The sequence below is a fragment of the Streptomyces sp. NBC_01166 genome, assembly GCF_045039765.1.
Classification (GTDB): domain Bacteria; phylum Actinomycetota; class Actinomycetes; order Streptomycetales; family Streptomycetaceae; genus Streptomyces.
On the sequence record NZ_CP108613.1, the window covers coordinates 4,622,223 to 4,638,655 of the forward strand.

Annotated in this window: 21 protein-coding genes; 16 read left to right on the plus strand and 5 right to left on the minus strand. The window is 71.3% G+C overall.

The features are described 5' to 3' along the window. The first annotated feature begins 23 nt into the window (after positions 1-23). The 7 genes from OG379_RS21210 (at position 24) to OG379_RS21240 (ending at position 4,537) form a co-directional block, all read left to right on the plus strand. Positions 24-278, plus strand: coding sequence for a MoaD/ThiS family protein (locus tag OG379_RS21210; protein WP_104787757.1), 255 nt, complete (start codon positions 24-26; stop codon positions 276-278). Positions 279-288: 10 nt separating this feature from the next. Further along, a complete protein-coding gene (locus OG379_RS21215; RefSeq protein WP_405664725.1) occupies positions 289-1,581 on the plus strand; it encodes a hypothetical protein in 1,293 nt (430 codons plus the stop codon). A gap of 154 nt (positions 1,582-1,735) precedes the next feature. Further along, entirely contained in the window at positions 1,736-2,431 is a 696-nt protein-coding gene (locus tag OG379_RS21220) for a DUF2993 domain-containing protein (protein ID WP_405664726.1), read from the plus strand. A gap of 248 nt (positions 2,432-2,679) precedes the next feature. Beyond that, a complete protein-coding gene (locus OG379_RS21225) occupies positions 2,680-2,760 on the plus strand; it encodes a putative leader peptide (RefSeq protein WP_350310325.1) in 81 nt (26 codons plus the stop codon). A 151-nt stretch (positions 2,761-2,911) separates the two neighbouring features. Then, the gene (locus tag OG379_RS21230) at positions 2,912-3,751 is read left to right on the plus strand and encodes a sulfurtransferase (protein WP_099174180.1); all 840 of its coding nucleotides are present in this window, start codon (positions 2,912-2,914) and stop codon (positions 3,749-3,751) included. A 48-nt stretch (positions 3,752-3,799) separates the two neighbouring features. Further along, on the plus strand, positions 3,800-4,087 hold the full coding sequence (locus OG379_RS21235; RefSeq protein ID WP_014154938.1) for a DUF1416 domain-containing protein: 288 nt from the start codon (positions 3,800-3,802) through the stop codon (positions 4,085-4,087). A gap of 120 nt (positions 4,088-4,207) precedes the next feature. Then, positions 4,208-4,537 (plus strand): DUF3099 domain-containing protein, encoded by a 330-nt coding sequence (locus OG379_RS21240; protein WP_405664727.1) that lies wholly within the window; start codon positions 4,208-4,210, stop codon positions 4,535-4,537. Positions 4,538-4,578: 41 nt separating this feature from the next. Here OG379_RS21240 and OG379_RS21245 read toward each other — a convergent pair whose 3' ends face one another. Beyond that, positions 4,579-4,941 carry a DsrE family protein gene (locus OG379_RS21245; protein ID WP_393757261.1) on the minus strand — a complete coding sequence of 121 codons (363 nt, stop codon included), beginning with the start codon at positions 4,939-4,941 and terminating at the stop codon, positions 4,579-4,581. 106 nt (positions 4,942-5,047) lie between these two features. Between OG379_RS21245 and OG379_RS21250 the strand changes: the two genes are divergently transcribed. The 6 genes from OG379_RS21250 (at position 5,048) to OG379_RS21275 (ending at position 9,914) form a co-directional block, all read left to right on the plus strand. Then, positions 5,048-5,839 (plus strand): hypothetical protein, encoded by a 792-nt coding sequence (locus OG379_RS21250; protein ID WP_405664728.1) that lies wholly within the window; start codon positions 5,048-5,050, stop codon positions 5,837-5,839. Continuing rightward, the gene (locus OG379_RS21255; protein ID WP_405664729.1) at positions 5,836-6,678 is read left to right on the plus strand and encodes a hypothetical protein; all 843 of its coding nucleotides are present in this window, start codon (positions 5,836-5,838) and stop codon (positions 6,676-6,678) included. Before OG379_RS21250 ends, OG379_RS21255 begins: the two co-directional genes overlap by 4 nt. After that, positions 6,675-7,568 carry a hypothetical protein gene (locus OG379_RS21260; RefSeq protein ID WP_405664730.1) on the plus strand — a complete coding sequence of 298 codons (894 nt, stop codon included), beginning with the start codon at positions 6,675-6,677 and terminating at the stop codon, positions 7,566-7,568. The genes OG379_RS21255 and OG379_RS21260 overlap by 4 nt, the downstream gene beginning before the upstream one ends. A gap of 259 nt (positions 7,569-7,827) precedes the next feature. Beyond that, the gene (locus OG379_RS21265) at positions 7,828-8,400 is read left to right on the plus strand and encodes an FABP family protein (protein ID WP_393757269.1); all 573 of its coding nucleotides are present in this window, start codon (positions 7,828-7,830) and stop codon (positions 8,398-8,400) included. Positions 8,401-8,465: 65 nt separating this feature from the next. Next, complete coding sequence (locus tag OG379_RS21270) at positions 8,466-8,918, plus strand: Fur family transcriptional regulator (RefSeq protein WP_393757271.1); 453 nt, start codon at positions 8,466-8,468, stop codon at positions 8,916-8,918. Positions 8,919-8,948: 30 nt separating this feature from the next. Then, positions 8,949-9,914 (plus strand): YgfZ/GcvT domain-containing protein, encoded by a 966-nt coding sequence (locus OG379_RS21275; RefSeq protein WP_405664731.1) that lies wholly within the window; start codon positions 8,949-8,951, stop codon positions 9,912-9,914. 18 nt (positions 9,915-9,932) lie between these two features. Here OG379_RS21275 and dtd read toward each other — a convergent pair whose 3' ends face one another. Beyond that, positions 9,933-10,382, minus strand: a complete 450-nt coding sequence (gene dtd / locus OG379_RS21280; RefSeq protein WP_393757275.1) for a D-aminoacyl-tRNA deacylase — start codon at positions 10,380-10,382, stop codon at positions 9,933-9,935. A 115-nt stretch (positions 10,383-10,497) separates the two neighbouring features. Here dtd and OG379_RS21285 point away from each other — a divergent pair, with 115 nt between their 5' ends. From OG379_RS21285 to OG379_RS21295, 3 genes are all read left to right on the plus strand, one after another. Next, the gene (locus tag OG379_RS21285; protein ID WP_393757277.1) at positions 10,498-11,178 is read left to right on the plus strand and encodes an ABC transporter substrate-binding protein; all 681 of its coding nucleotides are present in this window, start codon (positions 10,498-10,500) and stop codon (positions 11,176-11,178) included. A 52-nt stretch (positions 11,179-11,230) separates the two neighbouring features. Beyond that, positions 11,231-12,208, plus strand: coding sequence for an asparaginase (locus tag OG379_RS21290; RefSeq protein WP_405664732.1), 978 nt, complete (start codon positions 11,231-11,233; stop codon positions 12,206-12,208). A 78-nt stretch (positions 12,209-12,286) separates the two neighbouring features. Then, complete coding sequence (locus OG379_RS21295) at positions 12,287-13,543, plus strand: GNAT family N-acetyltransferase (RefSeq protein WP_405664733.1); 1,257 nt, start codon at positions 12,287-12,289, stop codon at positions 13,541-13,543. A gap of 23 nt (positions 13,544-13,566) precedes the next feature. Here the strand turns inward: OG379_RS21295 and OG379_RS21300 are convergent, their stop codons facing one another. From OG379_RS21300 to OG379_RS21310, 3 genes are all read right to left on the minus strand, one after another. Further along, positions 13,567-14,394, minus strand: a complete 828-nt coding sequence (locus OG379_RS21300) for an alpha/beta fold hydrolase (RefSeq protein ID WP_405668602.1) — start codon at positions 14,392-14,394, stop codon at positions 13,567-13,569. A 208-nt stretch (positions 14,395-14,602) separates the two neighbouring features. Beyond that, complete coding sequence (locus OG379_RS21305; protein ID WP_405664734.1) at positions 14,603-15,376, minus strand: ABC transporter permease; 774 nt, start codon at positions 15,374-15,376, stop codon at positions 14,603-14,605. Further along, positions 15,369-16,337, minus strand: a complete 969-nt coding sequence (locus OG379_RS21310) for an ATP-binding cassette domain-containing protein (protein WP_405664735.1) — start codon at positions 16,335-16,337, stop codon at positions 15,369-15,371. The genes OG379_RS21305 and OG379_RS21310 overlap by 8 nt, the downstream gene beginning before the upstream one ends. Positions 16,338-16,433 lie beyond the last annotated feature (96 nt).

Below are 16,433 nucleotides of genomic sequence, written 5' to 3' on the forward strand. Positions count from 1 at the left end.
CGTACGACGAAAGGGGTGCCGCCATGGCGGCGGGAACGATCCGCTACTGGGCCGCGGCCAAGGCTGCCGCGGGGACCGCGGAGGAGCCGTACACGGCGGACACGCTCGCCGAGGCGCTCGACGGTGTGCGGGAGCGGCACCCCGGCGAGCTGACGCGCGTGCTGCTCCGATGCTCGTTCCTGATCGACGGGAATCCTGTGGGGACCCGCGGTCATGAGACCGTACGGCTTGCCGAGGGCGGCACGGTCGAGGTGCTCCCGCCGTTCGCAGGAGGGTGAACCGCAGACCATGAGCAACAGCGATCAGCAGTATCCGTACGACCCGGGACACGGGCAGCAGCACCAGGGGCAGCAGCCCTACGACCCGGCTTACGGGCAGCAGCACGACGACCCGGCTTACGGGCAGCAGGACCAGCAGCAGGCGTACCAGCAGCAGGCGTACGGGCAGCAGACGTACGGGCAGCAGCCGGCGCAGCCCGCCTACGGTCAGGAGCCCATGCCGCCCGCGTACGGCTCGCAGCAGCCCTACGCGCAGCAGCAGCCCTCCGCCTACCCGGAGCCGGGCGCGCCCCAGGTCCCGGCCGACCAAGGCGCGACCCAGACGTGGCAGGGGCAGACCTGGGACACCCAGTACCAGCCGACGGTCCAGCGGCAGCACCCGGCGGCGCCCGAGCCGACCCCCGCATCCGTGCAGGGCGCTCAGGGCGCCTACCCGCTGCCCCCCGAGGCTCCGGCGGCCCAGCCCGCCCTGTCGGCTCCGGAGGTGTCGGCGGCCGCACCCGCCGACACCGGCTACAGCGCGCCCACCACCCTGGGCAACAGCCGCGTCACCGACGCCCAGCGGGCCCGGGCCGAGGGGCGTTCGCCGATCATCGCGCCGGGGATCCAGCCCGCCGCGATCACCGCGGGCCTCGGGCTGCTCCTCGCCCTCGGCGCCGCGATCGGTCCGTACGCCCTGCTCGTGCCCCTCGTCCTGCTCCAGGCCGTGACCGCGGCCGGGTGGTTCCGGCTCAACGGCATGTGGCCCGCCAGGCAGGGCATCGCGCTCGCGTTCGCAGGCGGTGTGGTGGCCGACGTCGTGCTGCTCGCCGCGGGCCGGAGCAACGCCCCGGCGGCCATCCTCGGCACGCTCGGTGTCTGGGTGCTGCTCACCCTCGTCCTCCAGCTGCGCAGCCGGGCCGGGGCGGACGAGCGGATGTACGGCCTGACGGCCACCGTCGCGTCGGCCGCGCTCGCCGTGCTGGCCGCCGGACACCTGGCGGCCGTCCCGGACGCGGTGACGGTGGGCGCCATCGCGGTCGCGGTGGCGGTGCTCGTCAGGGCCCTGCCGCTGCCCGGCCCGGTCTCGGTCGTCGTGTCGCTGCTCGCCGCGGCGGGTGCCGGCCTGGCCGCCGGAGCCTTCACGGACTTCGGCGCGCAGGCCGCGTTCCTCGGGTTCGCGGCCGGCGGCTGCGCGCTGATCGGCCTGCGGGTCGCGAGCTACGACTACCCGTCCCGTTTCGTGCACATGACCGCCGGTGTGGCGCTGCCGCTCACGGCCGCGGCTCCCGCCGTCTATCTGATCGGCCGTGCGATCGCCTGACGCCCGGACGTTCCTGACGTTCCCTCACTCACACTGCCCGCTCCCGGGGAACCGGCGGGGCCGTCCGCTCGTCGATCACTCCGGGCGCGCCGCACGGCGGCAGTAGGCTCACGCCCACAGGGGTCAGGCCGGTCCGAGTGGGGGAACAACAGGCATGCGAGCACTGCGAGTACTGCTGATCATCGCCGTGGTGCTGGGTGGCGTCTTCGTCGCCGTGGACCGCGCCGCCGTGTATTTCGCGGAGTCGGAGGCCGAGGGGCGGGTCTCCTTCGCCGGTGCCGAGGCCGGTTCGACCGAGGTCTCGATCAAGGGCTTCCCCTTCCTGACCCAGGTGGCCGGGTCCGAGCTCGACCGTGTCGACGTCACGGTCAAGGACGTCCGTGCGGGCGCGGCGGGCCGGGAGATACGGATCGGTGAGATCCGGGCCCAGCTGAGTCAGGTGACGCTGGGCGCCGGTTACACCAGCGCTACGGCCTCCCGTGCCACCGGGACTGCCGTCATCTCGTACGCGGCTCTCACGGAGGCGGCCGACGACGGCGTCACTGTCGCCTACGGGGGCGACGGCAAGGTCAAGGTCACCGGTTCGGTGCAGATCCCGCTGGTGGGCCAGACGGTCACGCGCAGCGTGCTCTCCACGGTCACCCTGGTCGACGGGGACACCGTCAAGGTGCACGCCGACGAGGTCCCGGGTGAGGGCATCCCCGGCCTGGAGGGCCTGGTCAGGAAGAAGACCGACTTCGAGCGCAGGATCGCGGGGCTGCCCGAGGGCCTGAAGATGGAGAAGATCGAGGTGGCGCCGGGCGGCCTGGAGATCTCGATGACCGGCGCCGACATCCGGCTCGCCGGGTGACGACAGGGCACGGGCCCCACGGGTAACTCCTGGCCGGCCGGGGTAGGGGTCCGCGAAGGCCGCCCGGACGGCCGATCCAGATAATGAGACGAGCTCGTCCGTTCCGTAGGTGACCGTCGCCCGGAGGCCGCCCGTTCCCGGGCCGGCGAGGGCATCGATCTCGCTCTCGTCTCGCATCGCGGACGATCGTGTCTCATTATCCGACACGACGGTGACATCTCCGGCCGTACCTCCCTACGATCGGACGCATGAAGCGACAGGCGGACCTCACGAAGCGGCGGGCAGTAGACCTGTGCCGCGTCGCCGCCATGCTCTGTCGCACCTTCTGAGCGGGACCCTCTCCCGTTTCCCCCGGCCCTTCGACCACGTCAGGGCCGAACCCGTGCCTTCCGTACGCGTTCCGCTCCAAGCACCTGCGCGTACACCTCGCACTCCGCACACCGCACCACCCCGCCGAAGACTGCCCCGGAGGAGAAACACATGAGCCGCGCAGACGTTCTGGTCGACGCCGACTGGGTCGAGGCCCACATCGACGACCCGCAGGTCGCCATCGTCGAGGTCGACGAGGACACCTCGGCGTACGAGAAGAACCACATCAAGAACGCGATCCGGATCGACTGGACCAAGGACCTCCAGGACCCGGTCCGCCGTGACTTCGTCGACCAGGCCGGCTTCGAGAAGCTCCTGTCCGAGAAGGGCATCGGCAACGACACGCTGGTCGTGCTCTACGGCGGCAACAACAACTGGTTCGCCTCGTACGCGTACTGGTACTTCAAGCTCTACGGCCACGAGAACGTCAAGCTGCTCGACGGCGGCCGCAAGAAGTGGGAGCTCGACTCCCGCGACCTGACCGACGCCGTTCCGACGCGCCCGGCCACCCAGTACAAGGCCAAGGCCCAGGACGAGTCGATCCGCGCCTACCGCGACGACGTCGTGAAGGCCATCGGCAGCCAGAACCTCGTCGACGTGCGTTCGCCCGACGAGTTCAGCGGCAAGCTGCTCGCCCCGGCGCACCTCCCGCAGGAGCAGTCGCAGCGTCCCGGCCACGTGCCGAGCGCCCGCAACATCCCGTGGTCGAAGAACGCCAACGACGACGGCACGTTCAAGTCGGACGACGAGCTCAAGGCCCTCTACGAGGACGAGCAGGTCGACCTGGCCAAGGACACCATCGCGTACTGCCGCATCGGTGAGCGCTCCGCGCTCACCTGGTTCGTCCTGCACGAGCTGCTCGGCCAGGAGAACGTCAAGAACTACGACGGTTCGTGGACCGAGTACGGCTCCCTCGTGGGCGTGCCGATCGAGCTCGGCGCCAACAAGTAATTCCGCAGGACCCGATCAGCAGGACCCCGACCAGAAGGACAGAACACCATGTGTGGAGCACAGGCCGGCGGCCCCGACGCTTCGACGATCAAGCCGGGCGAGACGACCATCCAGGGCAGCGTGACCCGCGACGGCGAGCCCGTCACCGGCTACGTCCGTCTGCTGGACTCGACCGGTGAGTTCACCGCCGAGGTCCCGACCTCGGCGACCGGACAGTTCCGCTTCTACGCGGCCGAGGGCACCTGGACGCTCCGCGCCCTGGTTCCGGGCGGCACCGCCGACCGCACGGTCGTGGCGCAGACCGGTGGCCTCGCCGAGGTCGCCATCGCCGTGTAGTTCACGCGCACATACGGCCGGAGGGCCGCACCCCAGGGGGTTGGACGCCACCTGAACAGGGGTGTGGCCCTTCGTGCCGTCCGCGTTCGCTTCCTCGCCGAAGAGCTCTACGCTGGAAACATGTACGCCCGGCGCAGGCGCGTCTATTTTCTGATGATGGGCGGATGCCTCTTCCTCTTCGTCTCCGCCTGGGCCTTCGTGCGTCTGTGGTCCGTCCCGGCCGCCGTGGCGATGTGCGTGGTCGCCATGGTCATACCGCCCGTCGCCGCGATCGTCGCCAACCGCAAGGGACCCGAGGACCGTTGGTGGGACGACCCCGCCCGCGCCTCCCGGCCTCCTGATCCCCGTCCGCGTGACGAGCGGCCCCGTCCGCCGCGGGAGCAGCGCACGGGGGACAAGATCTCGGACGAGTGGTGGGACGAGCTCGACGGCAGGGACCACCGCCGCTAGGCCGAGTCCGCGAAGTGCCGTCCGGCCCCGCGGCCCGGCGATCAGTAGACGAGGGCCTGGGTGCCGTCCGCCATGGCCTCCTGCACGAAGACCTGGGCGCCTGCGATCCGTACGCCCTCCAGGACGTCCTTCTCCGTGATGTCGCGCCGCGCCGCGCACTGGGTGCAGAGCGTGATCCCGCCGCCCGCCAGGATCGAGTCGATCAGATCGGGCAGCGGCGCGGAGTGCGGCAGTTCGAATTCGGCGGCACGCCCCGGCAGGGCGAACCAGGCGGACTCGCCGGTCAGCCACAGCGAGACCTCGACCCCGCTGGCGACGGCCACGGCCGCCACGGTGAAGGCCTGCGAGCAGCGCTCGGCTCCATCGGCTCCGGCGGTCACCTTGATCACGAGCTTCTTCGGCATGTACCGAACTGTAATCCTCGGCGGTGCAACCTCTCCTGTGACCTGTGGGTCAGTTGTGTGCGCAGGTAATGGAACCCGCGCCTCAGGTCTCTTGGGGGGGACCCTTTTGGAACCGAACGACACCATTTCCGGCCCGTCGGCCGAGCCGCCCGCCGCCCCGGGACGGCAGCGTCCACGGGGCCGTACGACCCTGCTGATCGCCGCGGCCGCCCTGCTCGGCATCTCCGGCGGCACGGCGATCGGCTACGGCATCCAGGCGCAGCGGCCTCCGTCGCAACTGCCCGCGCTGTCGCAGACGGAGCTGGCCTACCCGGCGAAGGCGCTTCCCGCGGACAAGGTCCCGGCTCCGCTGCCCGCCTCGCAGGACCGGCAGGTCAAGACGGACGGCGATCTGCGCAAGCTGCTCGTCGACCGTCCGGCAGGCTGGAGCGAGAACGAGGAAGCGGACTGGCTGGACGACGGCTGGATGAGCGTGGGGGACCTCGCGCGCGACTTCACCCACGAGGACTCCACGTACGAGTACTTCCTGGAGTCCGACATACGCCGCATCGCGGGGGCCTCGTGGAAGAAGGGCGCGCACCGCGAGGCGGAGATCCGTCTCGTCCAGTTCTCCTCCGGGGCGGACACCGCGGCCGCCGGCTTCGCCGATGGGCAGCGCTCGTACATGTCCGGGGCCGAAGGGGGTGCGGGCAACGAAGGCGACGCGGTCAAGGGAAGCGGCGAGGGCCGCTACTACGTCTACGGCGTCGACCGGAAGCCCGGCTATCTGCCCTTCTACCGGGCCAGGGCCGTCATGCACCGCGGCGACATCATGATCGAGATCAATATCTACGACGCCCGGCCGATCAGCAAGAAGGACATCCGGACGCTGGCCGAGCGACAGCTGGAGCGCGTGTGAACGACATGACCCCGCCCGAGCCCTCCGGCACGGCACCGCTCCCCGAACCGCTCGACGCCCCGGACGCCGCTGACACCCCGGTCGCCCCCTCGCGGTCCCGCAGGGCCCGGCGGATCCTGCTCACGGCCCTTCCCTTCGTGCTGGTGCTGGGCGCCGTCGGAGGTGCCGCCGCCTACACGAAGATCACGGTGGACAGCGCTGACCGCACCGTGGAGACCATTCCCTGGAAGGTGTCCGACCGCGAGGCCGGCAAGGACCCCGCGGGCGCCATCGACCGGGGCCGTTCCGACACCGAGCTCAGCAAGCTGCTGCTGCCGGTGCCCAAGGGCTACCGCCTCGGTCCGGACGACGGTGAGCACGGCAACGACGACGAGGTGGACGGCAGGCGGGCCGTCGCCGCGATGAAGGAGTCCAGCCGGGGGCTCGCGGGCAAGAAGCGCCGGGAGTACGAGAAGCGGATCGACAAGCTCCGCGTGCAGGGCCTCGCTCTCCGGTCGTACGTCTCCGATGGCAACGACCTTGAGGTGCACGCCGAGATCGTGCGGATGAAGGACAAGAACGCCGTCCGGAACTTCTACACCTTCCAGACGGAGCTGTTCGACCTCGTCGGGATCTTCCGTGACGGCCCGAAGGTCAAGGGCCACACCCGCAAGGCGACCTGCTACCTGCAGCCCAAGGACAGCGAGAGCGGCATCGAGGACATGGTGTGCGCGGCGTACGACGGTGAGCTGAGCATCACCTACCGGGCGACCGGCATCAAGCCCGTCGACAAGGCCGCCGTCGCTGAACTGCTGAAGGACCAGCTGGACCACATCACGTCCCCGGGGGAGTACATATGACCGAGCAGACGGCCCCACCGGCCGACGTGGCCGTTCCCGCCACGACCACCCTCCCGCCGGTCCCGAACGACCCGCCGCCTCTTCCTGTGCAGGAGGAGGGCCCCGCGGCCGCCACACCCCGCCCGCCGCGCCGCGTCCTGCGGGCCGTCCTCCGGTGGACGGCCGCCGTGCTCGTCATGGGCGGGCTGGGAGCCGGCACGGTCGCCGGCATCACGTCGATGAAGCGCACCGACGTACCGGGCCTCGCCACGCGCGACGACGGGCGGTGGGACTACCCGGCACTGACCCTCCCCGCCCTGCCCGCCGACGCGCCCCGCCCGTTCAGCGACTCCAACAGCGCCGAGATCCATCACGCGGATCTGCGGCGCCTGCTGCTGCCGGCACCGGCCGGGGCCACCGCGGTCAAGGGCCTCGACGGCGGGTGGGTGGACACCGCCCGGTACGTCACCGAGTACGGCAAGGACGACCGGGCCGCTCTCACCCAGCACCTGAAGGACTCCGCCCTGCGGCACATAGCCGCCCGCGGCTGGACCATGCCGGACGGCACGTCGTCCCGGATCTATCTGCTCCAGTTCAACTCGGTGGCGTACTCGACGGCCTTCCACGACGAGCTCTACGAGGACGACTCGCTCGACTCGCTGCCGCTCCCCCTCGCCGGGACCACCGAGCACGTGTTCGACGAGGACTGGACGGCCACGGCCGGGGCGGAATTCACCACGGCGCACGTCTACTCCGAAGCCGAGCCCCACGGCGCCGAGCTGGTCCGCCACGCCTACGTGCTGGCCGGGGACACCGTCGCCCTGATCGTCCACAGCCGCAAGGGCGAGGCCGGCACGGAGGTGGTTCCGTTCCACCAGACGCTGATCCTCCAGAACCAGCTCCTGGGCTGAGCCGACCGGGCCCGGGCGAAGCCCCGGGCCGCCGCGCCGGGCCCCCACCCATTAGGCTGGGGGCCCGGCCGTCTGCTGCCGTCATGTCGTTCGTTCCGAGGAGCTCCCGTGCTTGAGGCTTTCTTCTCCGCCCTGCTGGTCCTGGTCTGCGTCGGCGTGCTCGCCTTCGCCGCCGTGACCGTGAAGAAGCTGTACCAGGGCCAGCGCTGACCCTCGCCGAACACTTTCCGTACACCCTCACAGATCGTCTGAGCCGCTCATGATCGAGATTCCGTCCGACCTTCACCCGGACCTCGTACCGCTGGCCTTCCTCCTCGGCAACTGGGCGGGTGCGGGCGTCTCCGACTTCCCCGGTGCCGAGAAGTGCAACTTCGGCCAGGAGGTCACCTTCAGCCACGACGGCCGTGACTTCCTCGAGTACGTCTCGCACTCCTGGGTGCTGGACGCCGAGGGCAACCAGGTCAAGCCGCTCGAGTCCGAGTCCGGCTACTGGCGCATCGACAAGGACCGCAAGGTCGAGATCGTCATGGTCCGCGACCAGGGCATCGTCGAGGTCTGGTACGGCGAGCTGGCGAAGCAGAAGCCGCAGATCGACATCGTCACCGACGCGGTGGCCCGCACCGCGGCCTCCGGCCCGTACAGCGGCGGCAAGCGTCTCTACGGCTATGTGAACAGCGACCTGATGTGGGTCGGCGAGAAGTCCACCCCCGACGTGGAGCTCCGGCCGTACATGTCGGCGCACCTGAAGAAGGTCGTCACCCCGGAACAGGTCGCGGAGATGGCGCGGGGCCTCGGAGACCTGCCGGACGACGGCATCGCGTTCTTCAAGTAGGCCCTGTCGGGGTCGTGGAGCGCCGGTCCGACGGGCCGGCGCTCGCTCAGCCCTACACTGGGCACGTGGTGAGCACCGACTGGAAGACCGATCTTCGGAAGCGTGGCTACCGGCTGACGCCTCAGCGTCAGCTCGTCCTTGAGGCCGTGGACAAGCTCGAGCACGCGACGCCCGACGACATCCTCTGCGAGGTGCGCAGGACGGCGTCGGGCGTGAACATCTCCACCGTCTACCGGACCCTGGAGCTCCTGGAGGAGCTCGGGCTGGTCAGCCATGCCCACCTCGGGCACGGCTCCCCGACGTACCACCTCGCGGACCGCCACCACCACATCCACCTGGTCTGCCGCGACTGCACGGACGTCATCGAGGCCGATGTCGACGTGGTCGCCGACTTCACGGCGAAGCTGCGGGACACGTTCGGCTTCGAGACCGACATGAAGCACTTCGCGATCTTCGGACGCTGTGCCGACTGCGCGGCGAAGGCCGGTGCACCGGAGGAACCCGGCAGCGCCCGGTAGCCGGGGCCGCGCGGGTCGTACGCTGGTCGCATGAAGAGCCCCTTGCTGTCCCTGCCCGGCGCCGTCCCCGCCGAGGGGCGCGACGAAGGCGTCGCCGCGCACTACGGCGACCTGTTCCGTGAGCAACGCGCACTCGCCGACGGCAACGGCCTCGTCGACCTCTCGCACCGCGGGGTCGTCACGGTCACCGGCGACGACCGGCTGGCCTGGCTGCACCTGCTGCTCACCCAGCACGTCAGCGACCTCGCGCCGAACCAGGCGACCGAGGCGCTGATCCTCTCCGCCAACGGGCACATCGAGCACGCCCTCTACCTGGTCGACGACGGCACGACGGTGTGGATGCACGCCGAGCCGGAGAGCCAGGGCGAGCTGATCGCGTACCTGGAGTCGATGAAGTTCTTCTACCGGGTCGAGGTCGCCGACCGCACCGAGGACATCGCCGTCGTGTACCTTCCGGCCGGCTCCATCGCCGAGGTCCCGGAGGGTGCCGCCGTACGGGAGACGGCACACGGCCGCGACCTCTTCCTGCCCCGGGCCGACCTGGAGGCGTACGCCGCCGAGCACGGCCCGGTGGCCGGGATCCTGGCGTACGAGGCGCTTCGCGTCGAGGCGCACCGCCCGCGCCTGAACTTCGAGACCGACCACCGCACCATCCCGCACGAGCTGGGCTGGATCGGCAGCGCCGTGCATCTCCAGAAGGGCTGCTACCGCGGCCAGGAGACGGTCGCCCGTGTCCACAACCTGGGGAAGCCGCCGCGCCGCCTCGTCTTCCTGCACCTCGACGGCAGCGAGGTCCATCTACCGGGCCACGGGACGCCGGTCAGGCTCGCCGCCGACGGCCAGGAGGGCCGCCAGCTCGGCTTCATCACCACCTCGGCCCGCCACCACGAGCTGGGGCCGATCGCCCTGGCGCTGGTGAAGCGGAACGTCGCGGTGGACGCGGAGCTGATCGCGGGTGACACCGCGGCGGCCCAGGAGACGGTCGTCGAGCCGTAGGGCGTGCCGGAGGGCCCGCTACACCTCGACGAGCACGGTGAACGGGCCGTGGTTCGTGAGCGAGACGCGCATGTCCGCCCCGAACCGGCCCGTCTCCACCTGCGCCCCGAGGGCGCGCAGCTGTGCCACCACCTCGTCGACCAGGGGCTCGGCGACCTCGCCCGGCGCGGCGGCGTTCCACGTGGGCCTGCGGCCCTTCCTGGCGTCCCCGTAGAGGGTGAACTGCGAAATGACCAAAAGCGGTGCATTCACATCCGAGCAGGACTTCTCGCCCTCCAGGATCCGCAGGGTCCACAGCTTGCGGGCGAGCTGCGCCGCCTTCTCCGCGGTGTCGCCGTGAGTGACCCCCACCAGCACACACAGGCCCTCGCCGACGATCTCGCCGACCGTTCCGGTCCCCGGCGGATCGTCCGCGGCGCCCGCCACGGTGACGCTCGCGCCGTCCACTCTCTGTATCACTGCACGCATACAGACCAACCTATCTTGGGCTGAACGGGTACAGAGCACCTGCGTGAACACCGTGCGTAGTGGCACCATGCACGGTGTCGGTGTGCCGACGCACCGGTCGAGGGGACGGAACATCATGACGACACATGGAACCGGGCCATCACCCGGTGCCGTACCAGGGACACGTGCAGCTGCCGGCCTGCGGCCGCCGGTGCAGCGGACCGGTACCGCGCCGCCCGGCCAGCTGCCCGCCCCACCGCTCGCACAGCTGCCGGGAGCGGTGTCCGTGCCCGGGCAGGCCGGGGGCGGTGCGGTCGAAGGACTGGCCTCCGTACGCCCGCAGCCCGAATTCAAGGGGCTGCGGCTGCCGGACCTGCGCTCCCTGCGCCGTGACGCCCAGCGCGACGAGGCGGACCTCAGCTACGTACGCCGTCTGGTCCAGGGCCGGATCGACATCCTGCGCGCGGAGCTCGCCCGCCGGGTGGATCCCGAGTCGCCCGTCGTGGACCGGCTCTCGGAGATCCTCGCCGACACCCCGTCCGTCCACCGCTCCTCGGCCCGGCACGTCACCCTCACCACGCCGCGCAGCGACGAGTACCGCCAACTGGCGGCGGACACGCTCTCGGAGATCGAGCTCTCCGACCTCGACGCCCGGACGGACGAGGAGCTCCTCACCGCCATGGGACGCCTCGTCCGCTACGAGCAGCAGGTGTCCCGGCGCCGGCACCGGCTCCAGCGCACCGTCGACGATTGCAGCGCGGAGATCGCCCGCAGGTACCGTGACGGGGAAGCACAAGTAGAGGACCTGCTCGCCTGAGGTGACCCTTCGGGGGGCGGGTCACGCCCGTCCCCGGAAGGCCACCACCCCCATGAGCTCCTCCATAGCCTCGTACGCGTCCTCGTCGCCCGTGCCCCCGGTCCTGGCCGAGGTCGTGCGGTCCGGCTTCACCGAGGGCCACCACAGGGGATCGCTGGTCGTCCTGGCCGCGGACGGGAGCGTGGAGCTCGCGCTCGGCGACCCGGCGGCCCCGGTCTTCCCGCGCTCCTCCAACAAGCCGATGCAGGCCGCCGCGATCCTCCGGGCCGGTCTCGACCTCTCCGGGGAGCGGCTGGCGCTGGCGGCCGCGAGCCACTCGGGCGAGGCCTTCCACCTCGACCTGGTGCGCACGATGCTCGCGGAGCACGGGCTGAAGCCGGAGGACCTCCAGACGCCGCCCGACCTGCCCCTGGACCCCGTCGAGGCGGAGGCGTACCTGGCCGCCGGGGGTGTGCGGGAGCCGCTCACCATGAACTGCTCCGGCAAGCACGCGGCGATGCTCGCCGTCTGCGTACGCAACGGGTGGGACACCGCGACGTATCTCGACCCGGCCCACCCGCTGCAGCGACTGGTCGGCGAGGTCGTCGCGGAGGCGGCGGGCGAGCCCGTCGCGTCGATCGGCACGGACGGCTGCGGGGCCCCGCTGATGGCGATCGGGCTGGTGGGCCTGGCCCGCGCGTTCCGGGCGTTCGTGCTGGCGGAGCCGGGCACGGCGGAGCGCCGGGTCGCGGACGCGATGCGGGCGCACCCCGAGTACGTCGCGGGCACGCGGCGGCCGGACACCTGGCTGATGCGGGAGGTGCCGGGCACGCTCTCCAAGATGGGCGCGGAGGCGGTCCAGGCGCTCGCCCTTCCGGACGGCAGGGCCCTGGCCTTCAAGATCGACGACGGCTCCACCCGTGCCCTGGGTCCGGTGCTGGCCCGCGCCCTGGGGCTGCTGGGCGTCGACGCCCCGGTGGTGTCCCGCATCGGGCGGGCCCCGCTGCTGGGCGGCGCCGCCGAGGTCGGCGAGATCCGCGCGGCGTTCTGAGCGAGGGCGCCCGGCAGCGGCGGGGGCGGCCGGAAAAGCGGGCGACACCGCGAACACGTTGTGCCTAGCGTGGGCCGCATGAGCCCTGATCCGCGTAGCGTCTCCGAAGCCGAATACCCCGACTGGATGCGCGCCGTGGGCACCGGGTTCCTCCGGGCGTCGGCCTCGGTGCCGCCGGAGGAGGAGGTCGCGGTGCGCCTGGCCCATACCGATCTCTCCCGTGTCCAGGGGGTGTTCGACGCCGGACGCTGTGTCGCCACCTTCGCCTCGTTCGAGCAGGAGCTGACCGTCGTGGGCGGCGCGAAGGTGCGGGCCGACGCGGTCACGGGCGTGACGGTGACCCCGACGCACCGCCGGCGCAGGCTGCTCAGCCGGATGATGGCCACGGACCTGGCGGCGGCCAAGGAGCGCGGCGACGTGGTCGCCTCGCTGATCGCCGCCGAGTACCCCATCTACGGGCGGTACGGATTCGGGCCGGCCTCCTGGACCGCCGAGTGGGAGATCGACGTCCCCCGCGCGGGTCTGGACCCGCGCGGCCGGGTTCCCTCCGAGGAGGACGGCGGCCGGATCGAGCTGGTGGACGGCGCGGACGTACGCAAGCTGGGCCCCGAACTCCACGGCCGTCTCGCCGGGCGCCAGCACGGCGTGGTCTCCCGGGACGAGCGCTGGTGGCAGCGCAGCACGGGCGTGGACGCCCCCGCGTCCGACAAGTGGACGGAGCCGTTCTACGCGGTGTACCGGTCGGCGGACGGAGAGACGGACGGACTGATCGTCTACCGCGCCGACGACAAGTGGGGCGACCGGATGCAGCCGCTCAACACGGCGACGGTGGCCAGCATGATCGCGACGACCCCGGAGGCGGAACGCGCCCTCTGGCACTTCGTCTGCTCCATCGACTGGATCACCACGGTCCGCTCGGGCTGCCGCGCGCCCGACGACCTGCTCCCGCTCCTCCTCCCGGACCCGCGCGCCGCCCGCGTCGTGTCCCAGGCGGACTGGATGTGGCTGCGCGTCCTGGACGTCCCCCGGGCCCTGGAGGCGCGTACGTACGCGACCGAGGGCTCCCTGGTCCTGGACATCCAGGACGGAGCGGGCCTGGCGGGCGGCCGTTTCCTGCTGGAGGCGTCACCGTCCGGCTCCTCGTGCGCCCCCACGACACGGGACGCCGACCTCACGCTGGACGTGGCGGAGCTGGCCACGCTCTACCTGGGCGACGAGTCGCCGGTGCGGCTGGCGGCGCTGGGCCGGCTCGACGAGCACCGGGCAGGCGCGGCGGCGACGGCGGACGCGGTGTTCCGGACGCCACGGCGGGCGTGGTGTCCGGACGTCTTCTGAGGCTTCACCGGACCTTCCCGGCGTCACCTCCTGAGGAATTCCAGGAGGTCCTCGTTGAACCTCTCCTTGTCGCCGGGGACGAGAGCGATGCCGTGCGAGCTGCCCTGGTACACCTTGAGCGTCGCGTTCTTCACGAGCTCGGCGGCCTTGCGGCCGGTCGCGTCGATCGGCACGATCTGGTCGTCGTCGCCGTGGACGACGAGGGTGGGGATGTCGAACTTCTTCAGGTCCTCGTGGAAGTCGGTCGCGGCGAAGGCGTCCACACAGTCCACGCCGCCCTCGATGGTCTGGGCCATGGCCATGTACCAGAAGGCGTCCTGGTTTCCCCGGGTGACCTTGTTGCCGTCCCGGTTCGCCCCGAAGAACCCGACGGCGGTGTCCTTCCAGAACTGTGAGCGCTCGGCCAGGATGCCGTCCTTGATCCCGTCGAAGACCGACTGCGGCACGCCCTCGGGGTTGTCCGGGCCCTGGAGCATCAGCGGTGTGATCGAGGAGAGGAGCACGGCGGACCTGACGCGGTCCGTGCCGTGCCGCCCGATGTAGCGGGCGAGCTCGCCGCCGCCCATCGAGTGGGCGACCAGGGTGACGTCCCGCAGGTCGAGCCTCGTGAGGAGGTCGTCGAGGTCGTCGGCGAAGGTGTCGAAGTCGTACCCGTCGTAGACCGGCGTCGAGCGTCCGTGGCCCCGGCGGTCGTGGGCGATACCCCGGAAGCCGGCGTCCGCGACGGCCTTCAGCTGGTCCTGCCAGGCGTCACCGTTCAGTGGCCAGCCGTGGACGAAGACCACGGGGCGGCCCTTGCCCCAGTCCTTGTAGAAGATGTCGACACCGTCGCGGGTCGTGCAGATCGGCATGATGTCCCTCTCGGTCTGCGGCAGGCCGGAGCCCTTCTCATCCCCTGTTCCATCCTCCACACGGGGGCTCCGGCCGCACCTCGGCCGCGGCTCCCCGTGACCGCGCGGCGGGTCCGCGAGGTGCTGGCGGGCCAGGGCGCCCCTCGGCCTCGCCTCGCTGCCGTCCCTGCGCGAGGTCATGGGCGCCTACGACCACGGCTCCGGGGCCTCACCGCGTCCGTGTCCTGAAGAGCACCCCCGACAGGAACACGGCCACCAGCAGGATCCCCGCCGCCCACGCGAGCGCTGTCCAGGGGGCGTTGCCGACGGGCTGGTCCAGGAGGAGGCCGCGGAGGGATTCGATGGCCGGGGTGACCGGCTGGTTGTCGGCGAAGCCGTGGAGCCAGCCCGGCATGCTGTCGACCGGGACGAACGCGCTGCTCGGGTACGGGAGGAACGACATGAAGAAGGTGAATCCGCCGGCCGCCTCCGGCGTGCGCGCGAGCAGGCCGATCGCCGCCGAGATCCAGGACAGCGCCACGATGTAGGCGAGGAGCACGGCTGCGACGGCGAGCCAGCCCGCGGCGGTGGCCGCGGGGCGGAAGCCGATGAGCAGGGCCACGGCGAACACCAGAGTGGTGGAGACCAGGTTGCGTACCGTGCTCGCCACGACGTGGCCGGCCACCACCGGCGTCCCGCCGATGTCCATGGAGCGGAAGCGGTCGATGATGCCGCCCTTCATGTCCTCGCTCACCGCCACGGCGGTGGTGGCCGAGCCGAAGCCGGCGCAGAGGAACAGGACACCGGGGACGACGTACATGACGTACGAGTCGTAGTCCGCGCCGGTTTCGATCGCGCCGCCGAAGAAGTAGACGAAGATCAGCATCAGCATGATCGGCAGCATCATCGACGTGATGACGGCGTCGATGTTGCGGCGGCTGATGAGCAGGCTGCGGCCGGTCATGACCGTGGCGTGGGTCAGGGCTCCGGGTGCGTCAGACATGGGCGGGTGCCTCCGTCTTCTCGGCGGTGAGGGCGAGGAACACGTCGTCGAGGGTCGCGCTGTGCACGGAGAAGCGGTCGACGTCGGTGCGGTGCGGGTCGATCTCGTCGAGCAGGGCGCGGGCGTGGGCGGCGGTGCCGTCCGTGGGGATGCCCAGCGTGAGGGTCTCGGGGGAGTGGTGGACGGCGCGGGTCGCGAGCCGGAGGTAGGCCTCACGGCTGCTGAGGACGACGTCCAGACGGTGTCCCGCGACGCGTGACTTCAGGTCCTCCGGGGTGCCCTCGGCGACGCTGCCGCCCTGGTGGAGCACGGTGATGCGGTCGGCGAGCCGGTCCGCCTCCTCCAGGTACTGGGTGGTGAGCAGCACCGCGGCGCCCCGGCCGGCGAGGTCGCGGACCACCTGCCAGAGCTCACGGCGGCTGCGCGGGTCGAGGCCGGTGGTGGGCTCGTCGAGGAAGAAGACGCCGGGCTCGGGCGAGCCCACCAGTCCCGCGGCCAGGTCCAGGCGGCGCCGCATCCCCCCGGAGTACGTACGGGCCTGTCGGCGGGCCGCGTCGGTGAGGTCGAAGCGCACGAGGAGTTCCTCCGCGCGGCGCCGGGCCTGGCTGCGGGGCAGGCCGGACAGCCGCGCCATCATCCGCAGGTTCTCCTCGCCGGTCAGCGTCTCGTCCACGGCGGCGAACTGCCCGGTCAGGCTGATGGCGCGGCGTACCCGGGCCCGGTCGGTGACGACGTCGTGGCCGGCGACGCGCGCCGTGCCGGAGTCGGCGGTGGTGAGGGTGGCGAGGATCCGCACGGTCGTGGTCTTGCCCGCGCCGTTGGGGCCGAGCAGTGCGTGGACCCCGGCGCGGGCGACCCGTAGGCCGACGCCGTCCAGGACCCGGACCCGGGCTCCCGCTTTTCCGTAGGACTTGGTCAGGCCGTGCGCCTCGATCATGACGTCGTTCATGGCCGTGGACATGATGATCCCCCTTCTGCGTATGACATACGCGTTACTGTGTAAGCATTACGCAAACTTAGGATGGTGGCAAGCCAGTACTGGGGAAGGCGGCCTTCG

Bases quoted from the DNA above. Each gene is read 5' to 3' on its own strand.
- OG379_RS21210 (WP_104787757.1), top strand. From the start codon at position 24: ATGGCGGCGGGAACGATCCGCTACTGGGCCGCGGCCAAGGCTGCCGCG.
- OG379_RS21215 (WP_405664725.1), top strand. From the start codon at position 289: ATGAGCAACAGCGATCAGCAGTATCCGTACGACCCGGGACACGGGCAG.
- OG379_RS21220 (WP_405664726.1), top strand. From the start codon at position 1,736: ATGCGAGCACTGCGAGTACTGCTGATCATCGCCGTGGTGCTGGGTGGC.
- OG379_RS21225 (WP_350310325.1), top strand. From the start codon at position 2,680: ATGAAGCGACAGGCGGACCTCACGAAGCGGCGGGCAGTAGACCTGTGC.
- OG379_RS21230 (WP_099174180.1), top strand. From the start codon at position 2,912: ATGAGCCGCGCAGACGTTCTGGTCGACGCCGACTGGGTCGAGGCCCAC.
- OG379_RS21235 (WP_014154938.1), top strand. From the start codon at position 3,800: ATGTGTGGAGCACAGGCCGGCGGCCCCGACGCTTCGACGATCAAGCCG.
- OG379_RS21240 (WP_405664727.1), top strand. From the start codon at position 4,208: ATGTACGCCCGGCGCAGGCGCGTCTATTTTCTGATGATGGGCGGATGC.
- OG379_RS21245 (WP_393757261.1), bottom strand. From the start codon at position 4,941: ATGCCGAAGAAGCTCGTGATCAAGGTGACCGCCGGAGCCGATGGAGCC.
- OG379_RS21260 (WP_405664730.1), top strand. From the start codon at position 6,675: ATGACCGAGCAGACGGCCCCACCGGCCGACGTGGCCGTTCCCGCCACG.
- OG379_RS21265 (WP_393757269.1), top strand. From the start codon at position 7,828: ATGATCGAGATTCCGTCCGACCTTCACCCGGACCTCGTACCGCTGGCC.
- OG379_RS21275 (WP_405664731.1), top strand. From the start codon at position 8,949: ATGAAGAGCCCCTTGCTGTCCCTGCCCGGCGCCGTCCCCGCCGAGGGG.
- dtd (WP_393757275.1), bottom strand. From the start codon at position 10,382: ATGCGTGCAGTGATACAGAGAGTGGACGGCGCGAGCGTCACCGTGGCG.
- OG379_RS21285 (WP_393757277.1), top strand. From the start codon at position 10,498: ATGACGACACATGGAACCGGGCCATCACCCGGTGCCGTACCAGGGACA.
- OG379_RS21290 (WP_405664732.1), top strand. From the start codon at position 11,231: ATGAGCTCCTCCATAGCCTCGTACGCGTCCTCGTCGCCCGTGCCCCCG.
- OG379_RS21295 (WP_405664733.1), top strand. From the start codon at position 12,287: ATGAGCCCTGATCCGCGTAGCGTCTCCGAAGCCGAATACCCCGACTGG.
- OG379_RS21300 (WP_405668602.1), bottom strand. From the start codon at position 14,394: ATGCCGATCTGCACGACCCGCGACGGTGTCGACATCTTCTACAAGGAC.
- OG379_RS21305 (WP_405664734.1), bottom strand. From the start codon at position 15,376: ATGTCTGACGCACCCGGAGCCCTGACCCACGCCACGGTCATGACCGGC.
- OG379_RS21310 (WP_405664735.1), bottom strand. From the start codon at position 16,337: ATGTCCACGGCCATGAACGACGTCATGATCGAGGCGCACGGCCTGACC.